Source organism: Halomonas sp. ALS9 (genome assembly GCF_001651035.1).
GTDB lineage: Bacteria > Pseudomonadota > Gammaproteobacteria > Pseudomonadales > Halomonadaceae > Vreelandella.
The window spans coordinates 776,968-797,075 of the sequence record NZ_LXRG01000192.1; the positions used below are offsets into that span (position 1 = coordinate 776,968).

Below are 20,108 nucleotides of genomic sequence, written 5' to 3' on the forward strand. Positions count from 1 at the left end.
TGTTGCCTCAAGGTCAAGATACGCCCCGACAGATCAAGGTTAGCGATAGCGGTGCTGCGCTAACAGTGCTACCACCCCAAGCGCCAGCCAGCCTGCCATCAGCAGCAGCCCGCCAATGGGTGTGACAATGCCAAGATTCAGCCCCACCAACGCCATCAGGTAAAGCGAGCCTGAAAAGCACACAACCCCCAGCGTCCACAACGCCAGCACCCAACGCTGACCGGCCAGCGGCTGCACTTGTCGCCATACCAACACCACCATAATGGCGAGCGTATGCCATGCCTGGTAGCGCACACCAGTTTCAACGGCACTCACCATCATTTCGGTAGTACGTGCCGCCAAGCCATGGGCCGCGTAGGCGCCGAGCATCACCATCACGGCGCCAGACAGCGCCGCTACGCACCACCACACTTTATCTATCCGTTGCACGCTGCTCTCCTGCTTCAATTATGATCGGCACCCATCACGCTGATTGCTGCTACGGCTTACCTTGCGCGGCGCGAAACCGCTACAATAGAGAATACCTGAGAGTACGAACTGCCACGACGAATGAGACACACCTATTTATGTCTATCCAGATACGTCTAAACGGTGAACCCCATACGCTGTCGCCTGGCCTAACCGCCGCTGACTTAGTTGAACAGCTGGGCCTTAGCGGTCGTCGTATCGCCGTCGAAATTAACGAAGAGATTGTCCCCCGCAGCCAGCACGCCGACACCCGTCTGGTCGATGGCGACCATGTAGAAGTTGTGCATGCCATTGGCGGCGGCTAAAGGAAACACTATGACCCAGTTAACTCATGAACCGCTAGCCGATACCCCGTTCACTATCGCCGGACGCGACTTTCACTCGCGCCTGCTGGTGGGAACAGGCAAGTACAAGGACTTTACCGAAACCGGCGCTGCCATTGCCCAAAGCGGCGCTGAAATCGTGACCTTTGCGGTGCGCCGTACTAATTTAGGCCAGGACGCCGATGCGCCCAACCTGTTAGACGTTATTTCCCCCGAGCGCTACACCCTGCTACCCAATACTGCCGGGTGCTACAACGCTAAAGATGCCGTTCGCACCTGCCGCCTGGCCCGTGAGCTGCTCGACGGTCACAAGCTGGTCAAGCTGGAAGTGCTGGGCGACGATCACACGCTTTACCCCAACGTGGTCGAGACACTAAAAGCCGCTGAAACGCTGCTCGCCGATGGCTTCGACGTCATGGTGTATACCAGCGACGATCCTATTGTGGCACGCGAATTAGAAGCCATGGGCTGCTGCGCCATCATGCCGCTAGGCTCGTTGATCGGTTCTGGCCACGGCATTCAGAACCCGCACAATGTGCGTTTAATCGTTGAACAGAGCAAGGTACCGGTACTGGTAGATGCGGGCATTGGCACGGCGTCGGACGCTGCCATGGCAATGGAGCTAGGCTGCGATGGCGTGTTGCTCAACACCGCCATTGCCCACGCCCGCGACCCGCTACGCATGGCCAACGCCATGAAGCTGGCCGTAGAAGCCGGTCGCGATGCGTTTTTAGCCGGGCGCATGCCGCGCCGCCAGTCCGCCGATCCCTCTTCACCCTTCGCTGGCCGTATTAACGGTTAATTGATTCGAGACCCCATGACTGAACCCAACGATACCGTACCAGAAAGTCACACCGCGCCCGAAAGCAACGCCACCACAGGCCCAGAAGGTACGGATGCACCACTGCACCGCCGCGGCATTAAAAGTTACGTGATCCGCGCGGGGCGTATGACCCAGGCCCAGAACCGTGGCTTAGAAGATATCTGGCCGCGCTTTGGCCTGACCATCGCCGACGGCCGCCAAGACCTGGACGCCCTGTTCGGCCGTCAGGCTCCGCGGGTCGTAGAAATCGGCTTTGGCATGGGCAACTCGCTGATAGAACAGGCCGAGACCCACCCGGATACCGACTTTATCGGCATTGAAGTGCACGCTCCCGGCGTTGGCAAGCTGTTGGATGAAGTCGACAAACGCGGCCTGACCAATCTGCGCGTTTACCGAGAGGATGCCCTGGCAGTGCTGGAGCAGGGCCTTCCCGAAGGCTCGCTGACCACGCTGCAGCTGTTCTTTCCCGACCCCTGGCCGAAGAAGAAGCACCACAAACGGCGCATCGTGCAGCCTGCCTTTGTTGAGCTGATCCGTACCCGCCTTATGCCCGGCGGCACTTTCCATATGGCCACCGACTGGGAAGCCTACGCGGAATGGATGGCCGAGGTAATGGAAGCGGCCCCCGGCTATGCCAACACCGCCAGCGCGGAAACAGCTCCCTACGTGCCGCGCCCGGCGTTTCGTCCGCTAACCAAGTTTGAAGCGCGTGGCGAAAAACTCGGCCATGGTGTGTGGGATTTGATTTACCGTCGGGAAGCCTAAACGTTCTGCCAACTAGATTGACAGAGAAGGATTATTGCAGCGTTAGACGCCACGGTCAGAATCAATCCTGAGCGGGCGTCTGTTAATTATTAAGCGATATTAAGATACCCATTTGATGCAAGCTGTCGATTTCAGCGTATATCTCTTCGCAGAAAGATTCAGCCACGTTACTTAACGGCCTGTGTTTAGATTTCAGTAAGGCAATTTCCCACTCAATGGTTGGTTCCATTGGCCTTGATACAACAGCTGTTCCCTGAAGTAGTAGTTCTGCAATCGGGTCAATCACTGCGACCCCAAGCCCGCGATCAACTAATGCGCATACCCCGCGCATATGGCGCATTTCAGCGGCAATATGCCTTTTTATATCAATGGTCTGCATGATGTAATCCACCCTTGCACGCAGTGGGCTATCCGCCATTAGCTCTACGAATGTCTGATTTTGTAAGCTCGTGATCGAGACAACGTTTTGCTTAGCAAGCGGGTGCGTACGATGCATGATGCAGCGTGCGGAACAGCGCGCAAGACTACTGACTGTTGCCCCATAAGTGTCGGCTTCCAGCGTTATCCCCAGCGCCACATCACAAGTATTGTTGTCGATCATTTTAAGCAACTCTTGCAACCCTGCGTCGATAACTCGAACGCCTACATTAGGGTGATTTTGTTTAAAGCGCTTAATGACATCGAGTAAAAAGGTGTCGCAAAAAATGGGCTGGGCAGCGACTACAACGCTGCCCAACTGGTTATTAGCAATAGCATCCGCGTCTTTTTGAGTGTCTCGAATACTCGCCATCAGTCGTAAAACGGACGCATGGTATAAAAATGCTTCTGGCGTTGGCGAAAGCTGGTTACGGGCACGTTTGAACAACGCAAAGCCTAGCTCGTCCTCCAGGCCGATTAGCAAGCGGCTTACCATTGACTGACTAATGCCTAACGTTTCTGCGGCAGCCTTCGTTGTGCCGTGTTTCATAAAGGCATCAAACGCTTCAATTTCTTTTATTTTCATTATCTTAAACTCGCTTTAGCCGTATTTAACTAATTAATCGGCAGATAAAAAACATGCTTTATAAACAGTAAGCTTGCAACTTTGGCTCACCACTAGAACTAAAACGCATACTAAATTGAATTGTTGCAATAAAATTCATACTTGTCTATGTTGAAAGCGCTGAATCTAATTACCGCTCGTTACTCAGTGCTTCAATAACAGCTATTCAATAACAGCCATGCAACAACCATTGCGGAGACAAGTATGAAACTCACCTTAAGCTTAGCGGCAGCAACGCTGTTCGCTGCCTCCACCGCCTATGCTCAGAGTTACCCCTCCGAACCCGTAACGCTGGTAGTCCCCTATGGCCCCGGCGGCGCCTCCGATCTGGCGGGCAGGGCGCTAGCGGAGTCGGCTCGCGAATATTTAGGCCAGCCTGTCACGGTCGTCAATCAAGCCGGCGCAGGGGGAATGACCGGCGCTCGCGATGTGACACAGGCTGACCCCGATGGGTACACCCTGCTTTTAGCCCGTGTTGGCATGGCGCTGTCACCGGCGGTCAACGAAAACAGCAGTGTTGATTGGGATGAGTACACCTTTATCAGTCCGCTTGAAGCCACACCGATGATCCTCGCCGTGGCCGACGACTCACCCTATGAAAGCGTTGAGGAGTTGCTGGAAGGCATCAAAAACGACCCTGGTGCGATGAGCTACGCCGCTTCCGGCGCCACCGCCATTGATGGTTTTACGGTGCAGTCACTACTGGCTGACGTGGAAATGGATCCGCTGACAGCGGCAACGCTGATTCCCTACCGTGGGGGCGGTGAACTCGCAACGGCGCTACTGGGCGGGCATGTTGATTTTCTCGCCATCGCAGCAGCATCGTTGATGCCGCATATCGAGAGCGGTGATATGCGCCCGTTAATGGTGTTCTCTCCAGAGCGCATGGAAACACTGCCGGACGTGCCGACGGCTGAAGAGCTGGGTTATGAACTAGCTGGGCAAGTGATTGGCTGGAGCGCTCTATATGGCCCGCCAGATCTACCTGAAGACGTTATGAATACCTGGGCAGAGGTGATGGAGCAGATCGCTGAAGATGAAATGTGGCTCAGCCGTGCTGATGACCGCGGCTCAATTTCCACTATTGGTAGCGTCGATATGCAGACCTACGCCAAGGAGCAGTACGAGTTTTACCGCACCTTAGCTGAACAGTTTGGCTACCTGGAATAAACCAGCGTTAAACAAACACTTCATTATCACTGCATACAACAGCTATTCACTGGAGGGGTCATGGGTATAACACGCGGTTTAGTTATTACGGTGCTGTTCGGTATCGTTTTGTTTTTACTGATACCCGCCTATGTGCCCCGCCCACGCTTTATTCCCGGGTTTGCTCCGCCGCCTGATATGTGGCCACGCACAGTTTCCATGCTAGGCATGGCGCTGGGCATACTGCTTGTTGGGCTGTCTTTTTCACGTAAAACCGAAGCCATCGCCGACCCTGAAGATGCCACCGCTATTCGCGGCGATACGCCCCTTAGCACGTTACTCACCCGCTTCGGCTGGACGGTGCTGGCCTTTGCGCTGTTTATTGGCTCAGTGATGCTGCTCGGTTTCTTGCTATCGAGCATTCTGCTGTTAATGGCGATGCTGATACTGACCGGTTATTGGCGCCATAAAGTGGTGGCAGCCATCGTGGCCGTCGCACTCCCACTGGTGCTCTACCTGTTTTTCTCCAGCGCACTCAATACGCGTTTCCCTGTCGGCAGCCTGTTCAAGGCTATCGGTATTTAACCTACCGCGTATAGGACTGACCACTATGCTCAACGACCTGCTGGTTGCCTTCCAGGCGGTTGCTACCCTTGAGAATTTTTTGATCATGGCCGCCGGTATCTGGGGTGGCGTGATTATCGGCGCTATTCCCGGCATGACCGGCACTATGGCGGTGACGCTGGCGCTGCCCTTTACGTTTTATATGCAGCCGATCCCGAGTATTTTATTACTCGTTGCGCTCTACAAAGGCTCCACCTATGGCGGCTCGGTCTCGGCGATTTTGATCAAGACGCCAGGTACTGCTTCAGCCGCCTGTACCACCCTTGACGGCTACCCGTTGGCCCAACAGGGCAAGGCGGGCAAAGCCCTTAACATGGCGCTCTACTCGTCCTGTACCGGGGATTTTATTTCCAACCTGTCGCTGATTTTTATTGCCGCACCGCTGGCGCTCCTCGCGCTGCGTATCGGCCCACCCGAATACTTTATGCTGATGATTTTCGCGCTCACCACCGTGGCTGGGGTGTCAGGGCGTTCACTGCTGCTTGGACTAGTATCGGCGTGCTTAGGGCTACTGTTAGCCACCGTGGGCGAAGATATGTACGGCTCGTTCCGCTTTGATCTCACCGTGGATATGCAGAGCGGGCTTGCCGTGGCACCCGTGCTCATCGGTCTGTTTGCGATCCCAGAGCTGCTTAAGATTATTGTTTTTCGTCACAACCAAAGCCATAAACCCATGCAGTTGGGCGATAACCGGGTAACGCGAGATGAGCTACGCCGATCCTTAAAGGCAATGCTTAAAGGCAGCATGATTGGTGTGGTGATGGGGGCCATTCCCGGTATTGGGCCCTCGGCAGCGGCGTTCTCTTCCTACGGCGAAGCACAGCGTAGCTCAAAGAACCGCGAAAACTTTGGTAAGGGCGAGCTAGAGGGGATCGCAGCATCCGAGTCCGCTAACAATGGCTGCTGTGGCTCCACCATGATCCCGCTGCTAGCGCTGGGCGTGCCGGGCGATGTGATCACGGGCGTGATGCTGGGCGCCTTTATGATTCACGGCATGACCCCAGGCCCGATGCTATTTGAGAACAACCTCAATGAGGTTTACATGCTGTTTATTGGCATGCTGTTCTCGTCTGTTTTGCTGTTTGGTGCGGGTAAAGCAACGATGCGCTTTTTCTCGCATATCTCGCGAATTCCACCGGGGTTGATGGCGCCGATCGTGCTAGCGCTTTGCGTCTTCGGTATTTTTTCGATCTCCAACAGTATGTATGACGTCATCGTACTGCTGGCGATGGGCATCATTGGCTTTTTCATGTACCTATTCGCCATACCCGCCGCGCCCTTTTTAATCGCCTTCATTCTCGGCCCGATGCTGGAAGAGAACCTGCGTCGTGCCCTTGCGCTCTCCCGTGGTGATCCAAGCATCCTGGTCTCGTCGCCTATCACCTGGCTATTCGCTTCGCTGGCGATATTTGTGTTGGTCGTGACGATTCGTCAGCAGCTCAAGAAAACCAAGGCCTGAGCCAAAGATTCCCTTATTGCCAAGGATTTAACGCTATGCAAGCTAGTGCTACGCCTAACGCTCACCCGCAGTTGGAAGCCGCGGTATCACACCTCGCTGACCTGATCGCATACGACACAACCAGTGCTTACTCCAATCTCGAACTTATTCATCACATGGAGGAGTTCTTCGCCCGTCTGGGCGCGGAGGTGAAGGTGTTGCCCCATGAGAGTGGTGAAAAAGCCAATTTGGTCGCCCGCCTGGGCCCGGCCGACGTGCCTGGCATTGTTCTCTCTGGCCATACGGACGTGGTACCCGCCAATCCTAAGAACTGGCAAAGCGACCCTTTCAAAATGGAGCAGCGCGGCAGTCGCTTGTTTGGTCGTGGTACTTGCGACATGAAAGGCTTTGCAGCGTGCGTTATGGCCGCTGCACCAGCGTTTGCCAACGGCGAACTACAGCGACCTTTCTATTTCTGTTTCTCTCACGATGAAGAGGTGGGCTGTCTGGGAGCCCCCGCCATCGCCCGCTACTTGGCAGAGCTCAAGGTGCCACCGGCTCTGGCTATTATCGGCGAACCCAGCGAAATGAAGCTGATTAACGGTCAGAAAGGCAAGATCGCTATGCGGGTAACGGTGCGCGGTGAAGGGGGCCACTCATCGTTTTCCCCCCAGCATGTCAACGCGGTGGAGTATGCCTCGCGTATTATCACCATGATCGCTGAACGATCACGACGATATGAGCAAGACGGCCCCTTCGACCACGATTTTACCGTTCCTCACGCTACAACGCTGACCACTATGATAGAAGGCGGTGTGGCAACCAACGTGACCCCCGACACCTGTCGCTTTATCTTTGAGCTACGTAGCATCGACCAGGAGGCAGCCGCCACGGATATTCAAGCGTTGATCAGCGATATTGAGGCCACTCTGCTCCCCGAAATGCAGCGCCAATCAGCCGATGCCGCCATTGAGTGGCAACAGTTATTCGCCTACCCCGCCATGGGGGACGCTACCAACAGCGATATGTTCAAAAAGCTTGAGCCCATTCTTCCCGAGCGAGGGGGCAAGGTTTCTTATGGTTCAGAAGGTGGTGTGTTCGAGATCGATGGCGGCATACCCTCGGTGATTATTGGGCCCGGCTCTATTCGCCAAGCCCACAAGCCCGATGAGTTTATTGAGATTGATCAGCTCAGTCAGTGCCTAGCGTTCTTCGATGAGTTAAACACTTGGATGAAACACTAACGCCCACACGAGTGGAGGTGAGTCATTTGGCACTTACCCGGTGCATGGTGCCGTTGCCACTTTCAAAAGCATCAATGTTCGCCAGCGTGGTCTCGGCGATATTGGTCAGTGCCTCTGCGGTGAAGAAAGCCTGATGGCCGGTGATCAACACATTGTGGAAGGTGGTTAGGCGCATAAACTGATCATCGCTAATCACGCTGTGGGAGAGATCTTCGAAGAACAGTTGCTCCTCCTCTTCATAGACATCCAGCCCTAATCGGCCAATTTTGCCGCTTTTCAGGCCGGCTATAACGGCTTGGGTATCGACCACCCTTCCACGGCCAGTATTGATTAGCATGACACCCTCCTTCATCTGCGCGATGGCATCGGCATCGATCAAGTGGTCTGTGTCTGGCGTTAGCGGGCAGTGAAGCGAGATAATATCCGCTTCGGCATACAGCGTCTCCAGCGGCACGTACGCTACAAACGTCTTCGCCTGCGGATTGGGAAACGGGTCACTGGCCACTATTCGGCAACCAAAGCCGCGCATTATATCGGCAAAAATCAGCCCAATATGTCCAGTGCCAATAATACCTACCGTCTTGCCGTGTAGGTCAAAGCCGAGCAGGCCATCCAGGGCAAAATTGCCCTCCCTCACCCGGTTGTAGGCACGATAGGTCATGCGATTAAGGCTTAGCACTAAGGCCACTGCATGCTCCGCCACAGCATGGGGCGAATAGGCAGGTACCCGAACCACCGTGATGTCTAACCGTTCGGCGGCAACCAAATCAACGTGGTTGAAGCCCGCTGAACGCAGCGCCACTAATCTTGTGCCACCGTAATGCAGTTGCTCTAACACGGCGGCATCAAGGCAGTCATTCACGAAGGCGCAAACCGCGTCAAAACCGTTGGCCAAAGGGGCGGTGTCGACCGTCAAGCGCGCCTCTAAAAAGCTCAACGAATGACGCTCTGCTGCGTTAGCACGAGTGATAAAAGTGCGATCGTAGGGTTTAGCGCTAAATACAGCGATGCGCATATCTCTATTCTCCCAAAGCAAGCTAAAGGTGGTCTACAGGGACAGCATAGGTGACGGGAGTGGCACGAGCAGCACCTTTCACGCCTTGCTCTGGCAGAGGTTGGTTTATTAATAAAGGGGTAGAAAAAGAAAGCCGCTCCAATGGAGCGGCAAAAAGACCGTGACTAGCAATGAGAGGGAGAAACCATGACAGGAAACTGGCGGTTTCTGTCCTGGTTGCCAACGTCTCATCAAACGCTGACAACCACACTGTAATAGTTCTCATTTACCACGTCAATACAAATACGAATATTTTTTATTACCGCTTGCAGATGGCAACGTTCATAGCCGCTCCCGCCCCCTCAATAGAGTACAAAAAATTGGAACCCACAAAAAAAGAAAGCCGCTCCAAAGGAGCGGCAAAAGACCGTGACTAGCAATGAGAGGGAGAAACCATGACAGGAAACTGGCGCTGATTCTTAAATCAACAGCTGTCGTGGTTGTCAGCGACTCATTAAACGCTGACAACCCCAATGTAATAGTTCTCATTTACCTCGTCAACACAAATACGAATATTTTTTATTTAGTTTTTCCAGCTCGCCTTCAGCTAACCAACTGAAGCCAAAACGGGAGGGTGAGCATAGCTAATAGGGTTTGCCCAGTAATAATGGCCGCCATCAGCTCGGCATCGCCACCCAACTGGCGCGCTAGGATATACGCAGAGGTGGCAGTGGGCAGTGCTGCAAACAGCAGCGCCACATCGCGGCTTACCGGATCCAGCTGCAGTATCCAGGCTAATGCCAATACCAGCGCGGGCATAAGCAGCAGTTTAACGCCATTGGTGGCCAGCACGCCGCGGTCAATACGCAGCAACGCTGCCGGGCGCAGCGCCACGCCGACGGCCACCAATCCTAATGGCAGCGCCGCACGCCCCAGTAGCGCCACCGTATCTTGACTCCAACCTGGCAAACCAATGCCCGAAAGGTTCAGGCCAATGCCCCCAATGCAGGCTAGTATCAGTGGGTTTTTAATCAGCGCCATGGCGCTTTTACCCACGCTTGCCCCACCCAAGGTACCCGCGCTGACAAAGCTTGCCACACACATCACGTTAACCACCGGCACCATTAACGCTACCGCCACCGCCGCAGTGGTCGCCCCTAGGCTACCGTGTAAGGCAGCAGCCCCTGCCACACCCACATAAGTGTTAAAGCGCACCGCGCCTTGAAAAACCGAGGTAAAAGCAGCAGGCGTCAGTTGAAGCCAGCCGCGCAAACGCCAGAGCAACAAGCCAAACAGCCCCATCGCGCCGAGTAACACCATGGCGAGGCGGCCTACCGGCACTTGGCTCACATCGGCAGTCGCCAAGGTGCCCACCAGCATGGCGGGAAACAGCACAAAATAGATCAGCCGCTCCATCTGCGGCCAAAAAGTGTCGCTAGGCCAACGCCAATAGCCAAGCACAGCGCCCAGTAAGATCAATAGAAATAGTGGGCCTAAAGCGCCAGTGATACTCTCCATTTATGTCCCTTTTGCCTGCGACATCCCAGCACAGCGATATCGGCGCGATTACTGGTACCATGGCTGTAACACCCCGTCCCCACGGCTTGCGTAGCGATTATTCTGCCATGAAGATGATATCAAAACCTGCACCCCCGGCGGGCTTCCCCCTCTTAAGGGTACTGATACTGGTCACTGGCTTGGCGCTAGCGGCCTGCGCGTGGTATGCCTTTTCACACTGGCTCCACCGCGACAGTGATGTGACATGGTTTCCGCCCACTTCAAGCTGCAACTTGCATGCAGAACCCTGCTCCGCCACCTTGGGTGAGTTGGGCCGCATTACGCTCCACGTTGAGTCCGACGGGCGGATTGACGCATTGGAAATATTACCTCTGGAAGTGGAAGTCGATGGTGTTACCGCGTCCCAGGTCGAGGTTGATTTTATTGGCCGGGATATGGATTTGGGATTACATCGCTTTGCCCTTAGCGCAGGTGCGCCCGGCCATTTTCAAGGTCAAGCCCAAGTGGGAATTTGTACTCAAAGCGTTATGCCCTGGCGAGCGCGTGTCATACTGGAAACCGCAGAAGGCAAAGTGGGTAGCTGGTTCGATTTTGACGTGATTCGGAGTTAACGCATATGGCAAGTAAACCATTATGGCTAGGCGCGGGTGTAGTCGCAGTGTTGCTGGTGGCCAGCGGCATTGGCCTCTACCAGTATGCTTTCGCCCCCAAAGAGGGAGAGCCCGTGGGCGGTCCGGTTGAACTACCCTCTACCCAGGGTGATTTTTCGTTGACCCAACTGGACGAGAATCAAATCGCGATTGTTTCGTTTGGCTATACCTACTGCCCCGATATTTGCCCGATGACTCAGTCGGTAAAACGCCAAGCCCTGGCCCAGCTCTCCGAGGGGCAGCGCGAGCGCGTAGTGCCGGTGATGATCACCGTTGATCCCGAACGCGATACCATTCCGCGCATGCAAGAGTACATGGGCTTTTTCGGCGAGGCGTTTATCGGCACGGTGGGCAGTCAGGAACAGCTAGAGGATGTCGCCTCACGCTATGGTGTGATATGGCGAAAAGTCGAAGCGCCGGACTCAGCAATGGCCTACACCATTGATCACAGCGCCTCGCTTTTTTTAGTCAACAGCGAGGGCGATATACTCCAGCGAGTGCTCTACTCACCCACGCCTCACGGCTTAGTGTCAGCGTTAGAACATGAACTTGGCGGTTAATCGGCGTTTCTTAATCGGCTTGTTCAGGCGCGGCTTGTAAACGATCCAACATGGCCATTAACGCGCCAATTTGGGTGCCGTTACGGGTATCGTGCTGCGGGCTTAACTGCCAGGTACTTTCAGCAAACCCCCACCAGTCCCAGCAGCCCTGCGGGTTCGCCATACTGCTTTCGGCCTGAGGATAGAGCACGATTTGCTGATGCGCTGCTGCCCAAGCATTTAGCCCGGTGTAACGTATGAACGTATCGCCAATAGCCTCTGCGTTCATTTGGCAGCCGTGCAATGCCAGTGTTACCGGGCACTCGCCCGCATCGCAGCCTTCAGGTATAAACACATAGCCCGTGTCGGATAGGCCCTTTACCGCAAATTCTGACTGATCAAATGCGACTAACTCGCCACCCGGCTCACCACCTTCTTCACCACTGCGTTCGCCAGGGACGTCTCGCTCGGGGTAGAGCCAATCCAGCATTTCTCCCGCGATATCGTCATCGCAGGATAATAGAAAGCTACCACCACCCTGACGACAATCGCCCCATTCCTGGGGCCCTGGGGCGGCTTCACTGGGTAACCGTACCGGCCAGCCATGCCCTGCATTGTCGCTGCGTGCAACGCGCAATTGGTCAGGCGTAGCTAGCCACTGCTGCCACTGTTCAGCAAGCAAATCGCCGAGCAGTGGCTCAACCACCTCATCCTCTTCGCCATGCCACACATAGACCCGGAGCTGACTAAGTGCCTCAGCGCTACCTACCTGTTCAAGCCCGAGATAGCGCTGGTGACGCGCCTCCAATTCATCCAACGAAGGCGCGCCGCGACGGGTCATCATGCATTGGTTAAGCGCCAAGCTCAGCGAGCCCTGCGCGCAACTCCAAGGCCCCGCCGCTAGCACGCCCAGGCCACTAAACCGCTCGGGCCAGGCCACCGCCAGCTGGGTCGCCATATAACCCCCCGACGATACCCCCACCACGCTAGCCTGCTCACTTGTAGCACTTAAGGCTGGCAAATCCTCGGGCTCGTCGGTGGTATCAGCTTGCGCTAGCAGCGGTGTAAACAGCCCCAAGCAAACCAGTGTCTGAGCGAAAACGTGCAGGTTAGAAGAGGGGGTTGAAGTCATCGCTTATTCAACGCCTAGCAAGTCAACGCGGAACGTTAGTACTTCGTTAGGCCCGATCGGCCCCTGGCCATTCTCGCCGTAAGCAATATCAGCCGGAATATACAGCATCCAGCTATCACCAACGCTCATCATCTGCAGCGCTTCCTGCCAACCCTCGATCACTTGGTTGGTTTGAAAGCTGACGGATTCACCGCGCTCAAAAGAGCTATCGAAGACAGTGCCGTCTAACAGCATGCCTTCATAGTTCACTTCAACGGTATCTTCAGGGCCAGGCTTGGCGCCATCGCCGGATTCAAGCACTTCATACTGAAGGCCAGAGTCAGTCACGGTCACTTCCTCGCGCTCAGCGTTCTCGGCCAGGAAGGCTTCACCCTCTTCGAGATTGTTCTGCGCCAGCTCTTCGGCTTCCGCTTGCCGCGCTTGCATGGACTGCTCTTGGAACGCCATCAACGCTTCGGTCATCTCTTCTTCATTGAGCGCCAAGTCATTGCCTTCAAACACATCGCGCATGCCGTCTGTGAACGCATCGAGATCTAGGTCTTCGATGTCTGCCTGCATGCTTTCACCCAGGGTGACACCCAGGCTATAAGCCAAGCGCTGTTCATCAGTTTCTGGCGCTGCCGCGGCAAAAGGAGCGACCAAAAGCAAACCTGTCAGAGCCGTGGTAGAGAGCAATTGTTTCATGAAAGATCCTTTTATCTTGTATATAGCGGCGCCGAACGCCAATCAGTATCACACAAAGACTAACACCCACCGCCCCGAGCTGCATCTTGGGGGTGGTGGGTGTTAGTAAGACCACAAAATGAGAGAGAGGTTTAGCGGAATTAGACGACCAGCGTAGGGCAGTGTGCGGCACCCGCCACACGCTGAGAAACGCTGCCCAACAACGGGTTCTTCTCGCCATTGGTGCCCTGGGCGCCAATCACAATCAGGTCGCACTCTCGCTTACGGGCAAAGCGCACAATAATGCGCGAGGGCCGCCCCCCTTTCACAAAAGCGCGCACGCGGGCACTGTCCGCACCCAGTTCAATCGCATGGGATTTCGCATGCACAGCGATCTCAGTGGCGTACTCTTTTAACGCATCATCTGGGATATCCAGCTGGTTAGGCCGCACCATAGAGAGCGAGGCTTCCAGCAGGCTGTGGTGTTTAAACACGCACAGCAAATAGAGCTCAGCGCCGGTTAGCATATGCAAGCCCACCGCCTTTTCCAGCGCCCTTAAGGCGCCTTTAGAACCATCCACCGGGACTAAAATGCGATTAAACATTCGCGTACTCCTTGTGGCTGTTTAGCGGAAGGCAACATCGCGTAGGAACAGCGCAATTTGCGGGAACATGATCAGCAGAGCGGCCGCTAAAATCAGCATGAAGATAAACGGCGGCGTGCCTTTGATCACATCCCAATAGGGGCGCTTGAAAATCGCAATAGCCGTGAATATATCGCACCCAAAGGGCGGGGTTGCTGAGCCTATCGCCACCTGCAGGGTAATCAAGATACCTACCAGCACAGGATCTAGGCCCGTTGCCGCAATGGCGGGCGCAAAAATGGGCGTTAGCACTAGAATGACCACGATCGGGTCAACAAACATACAGGCCACAAAGAATGAGATACAGATGGCAATCAATACCCCGGTCGGGCCCGCATCATTGACCCCCACCGCCTCCAAGATCATTTGTGGAATCTGGGCAAACGAAATGATCCACGAGAAGCCATTACCCACTGCCACCAGGATAAATACCACGGCGGTAATCAAGCCGGTAGATTTAGCGATGGCATAAATGTCGTTCATTTTGAGCGAGCGGAAGACCACAAACTCGAGTAAAACGGCATACAGTACGCAGGCGGCAGCGGCCTCTGTCGGGCTGAAAATACCACCGTAGATCCCGCCCACGATGATGACCGGAAAACCTAGTGGCCACAGCGCTTGTTGAACCGCTACTGCACGCTCTTTCCAGCTCGATTTTGGCTCGGTAGGTACGTCTTTTACGATGGCATAAATAACGCTGTAGGCCGAAAACATCAACAGGATCATTAACCCTGGCCCAATCCCGGCAATGAACAGCTCGCCAATGGAAGTACCCGAGATAACCCCGTAAATAATCATACCGATACTGGGCGGAATCAAAAACGCAATGTCGCTGGCATTGATGATGAGCGCTAGCGTGAAAGAGTCCGAATAGCCCGCTTTGAGCATTTTAGGACGCAGCGGCGAACCAACGGCGACCACGGTTGCCTGGGTAGACCCGGACACAGCACCAAACAGCGTGCACGAAGCCGCGGTGCTGACCGCTAGGCCTCCTTTAACGTGGCCAATAAACGACATGACCATATCGATCAGTCGATTTGCCGACTGTCCGCGGGTCATGATATCGGCGGCTAGGATAAACATGGGCACAGCAATGAGTGAGGCCGGGCGTATGCCCGCCATCATCTGCTGAATCAGCGTATCCATTTGGCCGAAGCCGTTAAACATCATATAAAAGCCAATTACCGCGGCGGTAATCAGCGGAATCATCATTGGAAAGCCCAGCAGCAGCAGGGCAATCATGGTGGTGACCATTATTGTCGTCATAGCTGTTCCCCTAGGGTGCAGTGTCCCGCGTTAGACTTCTGTTTCGGTGTCTTTGTAACCATCCACCACGCCCGTCGAAAGATAGACATCGTGGGACGTGAAGTTTTTAACGGCGGTCAGCAAGTATTGAATACCGGTGATTAAAAAGCCCATCGGCACCCATAGGTAAATGATCCACACTGGTAAGCCTAAGGAAGGCAACACGCGACCTTTGCTCTGCAGATCAATAATATAAACAACCGAATAGTAGAGTAAGAAAAACATCACCAGCGAAGTGAACAGCGCAATGCAGATCATCAGCACTCTACGCCCACCGACCGGCAACGCATCATAAATAGCCGACATACGAATATGGCGACCGTGACGCGCGGCATAGCCAATGCCCGCAAAGGTAATCATGATGATTAAAATTCTATTCAGCTCACCAGAAAACATGATGCTGTTGCCAAATACAAAGCGAGCAACCACGTTGGTGACCGTATTCAGCGCCATTAGCAAAACACCCATCGCGAGAATCACGGCTTCTATTTTGCTAATTGCAGTGTCGATCACACCTAACACGCCCGGCAAACCGGAGCGGTAACTCTTTTCCATCTCATCATCGGTCATGGCCGGACTCCTTTTGAACGGCTCTAACGGCATCAGTTAAGTGCCGTCGGCACAATAAACACAGCGTTATTCAAGACCTATCTACTGCACACCTGTCTAGCTCACATCTACTTCGTACCATTGGCCAGGAGTGAACTCTAGCGTAACGGCATGCAGCTGCAGGTGATTCAACGCTAGATGTACGTAACCCGACAGTAACGACGTTAAAACAGCCCCGAATGGCCTACGCCTTACCACCGCACAATAAAAAGGGGCAGCCTTTGCTGCCCCCTGATAATCACTCGTGCGCCACTATGGCTTAGAGAGTGATTACTCGTTAGTTACGGCTTCAAGGTCAGCTTTAAACTGCTCAAGTAGCTCTGCACCACCTTCACCCGTCATTTCCAGGAAGGCTTCTTCGACCTGCGGAGCACGCTCACGGAAGGCTTGGATTTGCTCTTCATCAAGACGTGTCACCGTCACTTCATCAGACGCTGCCTGAATCTTCTCTAGCGACTCTTCAGCCAAGCCTTTGATATGTTCAATCGTGTGGTCATACGCAGCTTCAGAGGCTTCGTTCACCAGCGTTTGATCTTCTTCAGATAGGCCTTCGTAGAAGTCTTGGTTGGCCATCATCGCAGTGGTAAACCAGCCATGGCCGGTAAATGTCAGGTGCGGAGACACCTCGTACAAGCCACCGGACTCGATCCAGAAAATTGGGTTCTCTTGACCGTCAATGATGCCGGTCTGCAAACCACCGTAGACTTCACCCCACGGTAACGGCGTCGGCGTAGCGCCGAAGGCGTCGTAGGTCTCTGTCAGTAGCGGGTTTGTCATGGTACGGATTTTTTTGTTATTTAGCTCATCAGGCGTAGCGAACGGCTCATTGGTGGTGATGACCATTTCGCCTTCTGGATACATTTTCAGCAGTTCTAAGCCTTGCTCGGCATAAAGCGCTGGAAACATCTCATTGATCGCCTTACTTTCGTCGAAGAACGTCAGTACGGTCTCTTCGTCGGTCGGTAGCAGGTAAGGAATAAAGAAGATTTGCGCTTCAGGGATCAGGGCGCCAGTGAAGCCAGGCGATTGGTTTACAAACTGCAGAATACCGTTCTGGGTCTGCTCCATAATGTCGTCAGACTCACCCAGTTCACCAAAGCGGTAAACTTGTACGGTGTGGTCTGAGTTATCTTCAATATACTCTTTAAAAGCGTAGGCAAAAACGTCTTGAACGTCGCCTTCATACTCTTCGTGAGCGTAGCGCCAGTTGTCTGCTTGAGCAGCGGCGCTGAGACCAAACAGCAGTGCACCCACACTGGCCGTGGTCAATAACTTGGTAGTGACAGAATTAATAGTAGAAACGGATTTGCTTGCCTTCATGCGATGTTCCCCTTGCAGTGGTAAGCGCGCTGTACGAGTGCGCAACAACCTAGTTTTTAAAACCCGTATTGAGAACCCAATTGTCTAAATTTAGATTAATTCAGGTCAGCTCTGCGTTTCTCGACACGGGCTTGTTATTCGCTAATCGATATCCGCTTACAGACGATATCTACACACAGTATTTACACAAACAATGCTGTTCATACTGCATATTCGCGGGCGAATAACGCTAGGTATTTCAAAAACAGCTTAAATTCAGGCTAGCGCGCTCCTCGGTGAGGGTCAAGCTGGCAAGTAAGCGTATGTAGCGCATCGAGACATACATTTTGCGCTTTCAAGGCGTCGCCAGAGAGCTGGTCAACTTGAGTAGAAAACAGCTGCTTTCGCAACCATTTAGCTGCATCTAGCGACATTTCGACAACGTTTACCACACGTTGCTCATCGCTTGGTGACTCCCATACCCACGTTTGCCAACGTTGAAGGTTCTCACGTTCAGCCATCAACTCTGCCTGTTTAATAGTTTCGCGCAGAGCCGCTATGGACTCGCTTTCCGCCGCAGTGGCTTTTAAATCGCGCCGTAATCCGCGCAACACCCCCGTCACACGACTCTGCCAAAGGCGCCGTTGCTCACGCTGACGAGCCACCGCTGTAGGTATGACTTCAAGTCCGCAGGAGTAGAGCCAACAGTGAAACAGCACCTCGCATACATCTAGTTCGGCCTCCTCTTGAAGCCTCAGGCAAGCTGCTTCAACGCCGGGCTTGGCATACAGCGCCAGTGCAAAATCCCATAACGGTGTCTGCTGTAGGCGCTGCAATCGGGTAGAATCAAGCGCAATAGAGTTTCGCATCAAATGACCCACTTTCTTCGGGAGAAGGCATGATCGCACTGCGCCAAGTCGCCCTGCAACGCGGCACGCAAACGCTACTCGACAACGCGGACGTTACCCTTCATAACGGGGTAAAAGCCGGGATTATCGGGGCAAACGGCGCCGGTAAATCGAGCCTGTTCAAACTTCTGCTCGGTGAGCTTGCCCCCGACCAGGGCGATGTCGAGATGAGCGGCGGCCAGCGCATTGCGCATATGGCCCAAGAAGTTGACGCCCTCGACCGCCCGATTATCGAGTATGTACTCGATGGCGACTTGGCGCTACGCAAGGCTGAAGCCGATTTATTGGCTGCCAGAGAAGCCGGTGAAGCCCACCGAGAAGCCGAGCTGCACGGATTAATTGAAACCCTGGATGGCTACCGCGCAGAATCACGCGCGGCGCAGTTACTGGTGGGGCTAGGCTTTATCCAGTCTGACCTTAGCCGCCCGCTGTCGGCGTTTTCCGGCGGCTGGCGGATGCGGGTCAACCTCGCCCGCACGCTGTTTATGCCTTCCGACCTACTGCTACTCGATGAGCCCACCAACCACCTGGATCTGGACGCCCTGCTGTGGCTGGAGCAGTGGCTGACCCGCTACCCTGGCACCCTGCTGCTGATTTCCCACGACCGCGACTTCCTGGATGCGGTGTGCGACCACATCGTGCATATGCATCACCAAACCCTGGAGCTGTACCGCGGTAATTACTCCCAGTTTGAGCGCACCCGTGCCGAAAAGCTTGCCCTGCAGCAAGCGGAAGCCGCCAAACAGCAGGCGCGCCGGGAAGAGATTGAGCGTTTTATCGCCCGCTTCCGCGCCCAGGCGACCAAGGCGAAGCAAGCGCAAAGCCGGGTCAAAATGCTCGAGCGGATGGAAGATATCGCCGTTGCCCACGTCGATTCCCCCTTCCACTTTACGCTGCCCGCCGCCGATAAAACCTCGCACCCACTGCTGGTGCTAGATCAGGCACAGTTGGGTTATCCCGGTGAAAATGGGGGTGATGACAATGTGCAGCTGGATAAAGTCAACGTTACCTTACTGCCCGGCAGCCGCATTGGTCTGCTGGGCCCCAACGGAGCGGGTAAATCGACGCTGATTAAGTCGCTCACCGGGGAACTAGCACTGCTCAATGGCAAGCGCGTACCCGGCGAGCACCTGGCGATTGGGTATTTCGCTCAGCATCAGCTTGAAGGGTTGGACGTCACCTCGACGCCCTTTGTGCACGTGCAGCGCCTTTCGCCCACCGCCAGCGACCAGGAGATTCGTAACTTTCTAGGCGGCTTTGGTTTTAAGGGCGATGACGCCTTCGGCAAAGTCGCCAACTACTCAGGTGGCGAGAAAGCCCGGCTGGCGCTGGCCCTCGTCGCTTGGCAAAAACCCAACCTGTTACTACTCGATGAGCCCACCAACCACCTGGACTTAGAGATGCGCGAGGCTCTGACCCAGGCGCTGGCCAGCTTCGAAGGCACGGTTATTCTGGTCTCCCACGACCGTCACCTACTGCGCGCCACGGTGGATGAGTTTTGGAAGGTGGCGGATAACCGCGTCGAGCCCTTCGATGGCGATTTGGAGGACTACCGGGTTTGGCTCAAAGCGCGCCTGGAAGAGAGTCGCCGGGATTCCCGCGGTGAAAAAGCCGAGCGCCAGAACCAGCAGCCCAGCGGCGACAGCCGTGAAGCGCGCAAGGCGTCGCGCAAAGCGGCCGCCGAGCTACGCGAAAAGCTGCGCCCGCTGAAAAAACAGCGCGATCAGGCGGAAAAAGCCATGGAAAAAGCCCAGCAGGAACTCGATACAGTAGAGCAAGTCCTGGCAGACCCAGAGCTTTATACCGACAGCGCTCGCAAAGCCGAACTAACCAAGACGCTTAGCCAGCAAGCAAAGATTAAAGCACGTTTAGATGAGTCAGAACGGCAGTGGCTTAGCGCCGAAGAGGCGTTGGAGTCAATGGAAGCAGAACTACTCGCCAGCGAAGGAGCGGAAAGTTAGCACGAGAGAA

General features: G+C 54.7%; 21 protein-coding genes. 10 read left to right on the top strand and 11 right to left on the bottom strand.

Annotation, left to right across the window (positions count from 1 at the left end; all coding sequences use genetic code 11):
* Positions 1–39 precede the first annotated feature (39 nt).
* Positions 40–429: a DUF423 domain-containing protein gene (locus tag A6R74_RS17325; protein ID WP_064235701.1), complete on the bottom strand. Its 390-nt coding sequence runs from the start codon at positions 427–429 to the stop codon at positions 40–42.
* A gap of 137 nt (positions 430–566) precedes the next feature.
* Here A6R74_RS17325 and thiS point away from each other — a divergent pair, with 137 nt between their 5' ends.
* From thiS to trmB, 3 genes are read left to right on the top strand one after another with little or no spacing between them, the layout of a single operon-like run.
* Entirely contained in the window at positions 567–773 is a 207-nt protein-coding gene (thiS, locus tag A6R74_RS17330) for a sulfur carrier protein ThiS (protein WP_007112347.1), read from the top strand.
* Positions 774–783: 10 nt separating this feature from the next.
* Complete coding sequence (locus tag A6R74_RS17335) at positions 784–1,593, top strand: thiazole synthase (RefSeq protein WP_064235702.1); 810 nt, start codon at positions 784–786, stop codon at positions 1,591–1,593.
* A gap of 15 nt (positions 1,594–1,608) precedes the next feature.
* Entirely contained in the window at positions 1,609–2,379 is a 771-nt protein-coding gene (gene trmB / locus A6R74_RS17340) for a tRNA (guanosine(46)-N7)-methyltransferase TrmB (RefSeq protein ID WP_064235703.1), read from the top strand.
* Positions 2,380–2,461: 82 nt separating this feature from the next.
* Here the strand turns inward: trmB and A6R74_RS17345 are convergent, their stop codons facing one another.
* Entirely contained in the window at positions 2,462–3,382 is a 921-nt protein-coding gene (locus A6R74_RS17345) for a LysR family transcriptional regulator (protein ID WP_082906731.1), read from the bottom strand.
* A 243-nt stretch (positions 3,383–3,625) separates the two neighbouring features.
* Here A6R74_RS17345 and A6R74_RS17350 point away from each other — a divergent pair, with 243 nt between their 5' ends.
* The 4 genes from A6R74_RS17350 to argE are packed head-to-tail and all read left to right on the top strand — an operon-like array spanning position 3,626 to position 7,876.
* A complete protein-coding gene (locus A6R74_RS17350) occupies positions 3,626–4,591 on the top strand; it encodes a Bug family tripartite tricarboxylate transporter substrate binding protein (protein ID WP_064235705.1) in 966 nt (321 codons plus the stop codon).
* A gap of 60 nt (positions 4,592–4,651) precedes the next feature.
* Positions 4,652–5,155 (top strand): tripartite tricarboxylate transporter TctB family protein, encoded by a 504-nt coding sequence (locus A6R74_RS17355; protein ID WP_064235706.1) that lies wholly within the window; start codon positions 4,652–4,654, stop codon positions 5,153–5,155.
* A 25-nt stretch (positions 5,156–5,180) separates the two neighbouring features.
* On the top strand, positions 5,181–6,653 hold the full coding sequence (locus A6R74_RS17360) for a tripartite tricarboxylate transporter permease (RefSeq protein WP_064235707.1): 1,473 nt from the start codon (positions 5,181–5,183) through the stop codon (positions 6,651–6,653).
* Positions 6,654–6,688: 35 nt separating this feature from the next.
* Entirely contained in the window at positions 6,689–7,876 is a 1,188-nt protein-coding gene (gene argE, locus A6R74_RS17365) for an acetylornithine deacetylase (protein WP_064235708.1), read from the top strand.
* A 22-nt stretch (positions 7,877–7,898) separates the two neighbouring features.
* On the opposite strand, the gene A6R74_RS17370 is transcribed toward argE, so the two are convergent.
* Positions 7,899–8,891, bottom strand: coding sequence for a 2-hydroxyacid dehydrogenase (locus A6R74_RS17370; RefSeq protein ID WP_064235709.1), 993 nt, complete (start codon positions 8,889–8,891; stop codon positions 7,899–7,901).
* Positions 8,892–9,473: 582 nt separating this feature from the next.
* On the bottom strand, positions 9,474–10,388 hold the full coding sequence (locus A6R74_RS17385) for an AEC family transporter (RefSeq protein ID WP_064235712.1): 915 nt from the start codon (positions 10,386–10,388) through the stop codon (positions 9,474–9,476).
* 107 nt (positions 10,389–10,495) lie between these two features.
* On the opposite strand from A6R74_RS17385, the gene A6R74_RS17390 reads away from it, so the two are divergent.
* Both A6R74_RS17390 and A6R74_RS17395 read left to right on the top strand, forming a co-directional pair.
* Positions 10,496–10,999 (top strand): hypothetical protein, encoded by a 504-nt coding sequence (locus tag A6R74_RS17390; protein ID WP_064235797.1) that lies wholly within the window; start codon positions 10,496–10,498, stop codon positions 10,997–10,999.
* Positions 11,000–11,004: 5 nt separating this feature from the next.
* Positions 11,005–11,598, top strand: a complete 594-nt coding sequence (locus A6R74_RS17395) for an SCO family protein (protein WP_064235713.1) — start codon at positions 11,005–11,007, stop codon at positions 11,596–11,598.
* Between the two features lie 10 nt (positions 11,599–11,608).
* Here the strand turns inward: A6R74_RS17395 and A6R74_RS17400 are convergent, their stop codons facing one another.
* The 7 genes from A6R74_RS17400 to A6R74_RS17430 all read right to left on the bottom strand — a co-directional run bounded on the left by A6R74_RS17400 (position 11,609) and on the right by A6R74_RS17430 (position 18,098).
* Positions 11,609–12,709, bottom strand: coding sequence for a PHB depolymerase family esterase (locus A6R74_RS17400; RefSeq protein ID WP_064235714.1), 1,101 nt, complete (start codon positions 12,707–12,709; stop codon positions 11,609–11,611).
* Between the two features lie 3 nt (positions 12,710–12,712).
* Complete coding sequence (locus A6R74_RS17405) at positions 12,713–13,393, bottom strand: FKBP-type peptidyl-prolyl cis-trans isomerase N-terminal domain-containing protein (RefSeq protein ID WP_064235715.1); 681 nt, start codon at positions 13,391–13,393, stop codon at positions 12,713–12,715.
* A 140-nt stretch (positions 13,394–13,533) separates the two neighbouring features.
* Entirely contained in the window at positions 13,534–13,977 is a 444-nt protein-coding gene (locus tag A6R74_RS17410; RefSeq protein ID WP_022521256.1) for a universal stress protein, read from the bottom strand.
* Between the two features lie 21 nt (positions 13,978–13,998).
* Complete coding sequence (locus A6R74_RS17415; protein WP_064235716.1) at positions 13,999–15,282, bottom strand: TRAP transporter large permease; 1,284 nt, start codon at positions 15,280–15,282, stop codon at positions 13,999–14,001.
* A 30-nt stretch (positions 15,283–15,312) separates the two neighbouring features.
* Positions 15,313–15,891 carry a TRAP transporter small permease gene (locus tag A6R74_RS17420; RefSeq protein WP_064235717.1) on the bottom strand — a complete coding sequence of 193 codons (579 nt, stop codon included), beginning with the start codon at positions 15,889–15,891 and terminating at the stop codon, positions 15,313–15,315.
* Positions 15,892–16,200: 309 nt separating this feature from the next.
* Positions 16,201–17,250, bottom strand: coding sequence for a TRAP transporter substrate-binding protein (locus A6R74_RS17425; protein ID WP_064235718.1), 1,050 nt, complete (start codon positions 17,248–17,250; stop codon positions 16,201–16,203).
* Between the two features lie 260 nt (positions 17,251–17,510).
* A complete protein-coding gene (locus tag A6R74_RS17430; RefSeq protein WP_064235719.1) occupies positions 17,511–18,098 on the bottom strand; it encodes a TIGR02444 family protein in 588 nt (195 codons plus the stop codon).
* A 29-nt stretch (positions 18,099–18,127) separates the two neighbouring features.
* On the opposite strand from A6R74_RS17430, the gene A6R74_RS17435 reads away from it, so the two are divergent.
* Positions 18,128–20,098 carry an ATP-binding cassette domain-containing protein gene (locus tag A6R74_RS17435; protein ID WP_064235720.1) on the top strand — a complete coding sequence of 657 codons (1,971 nt, stop codon included), beginning with the start codon at positions 18,128–18,130 and terminating at the stop codon, positions 20,096–20,098.
* The last annotated feature ends 10 nt before the right edge of the window (positions 20,099–20,108 follow it).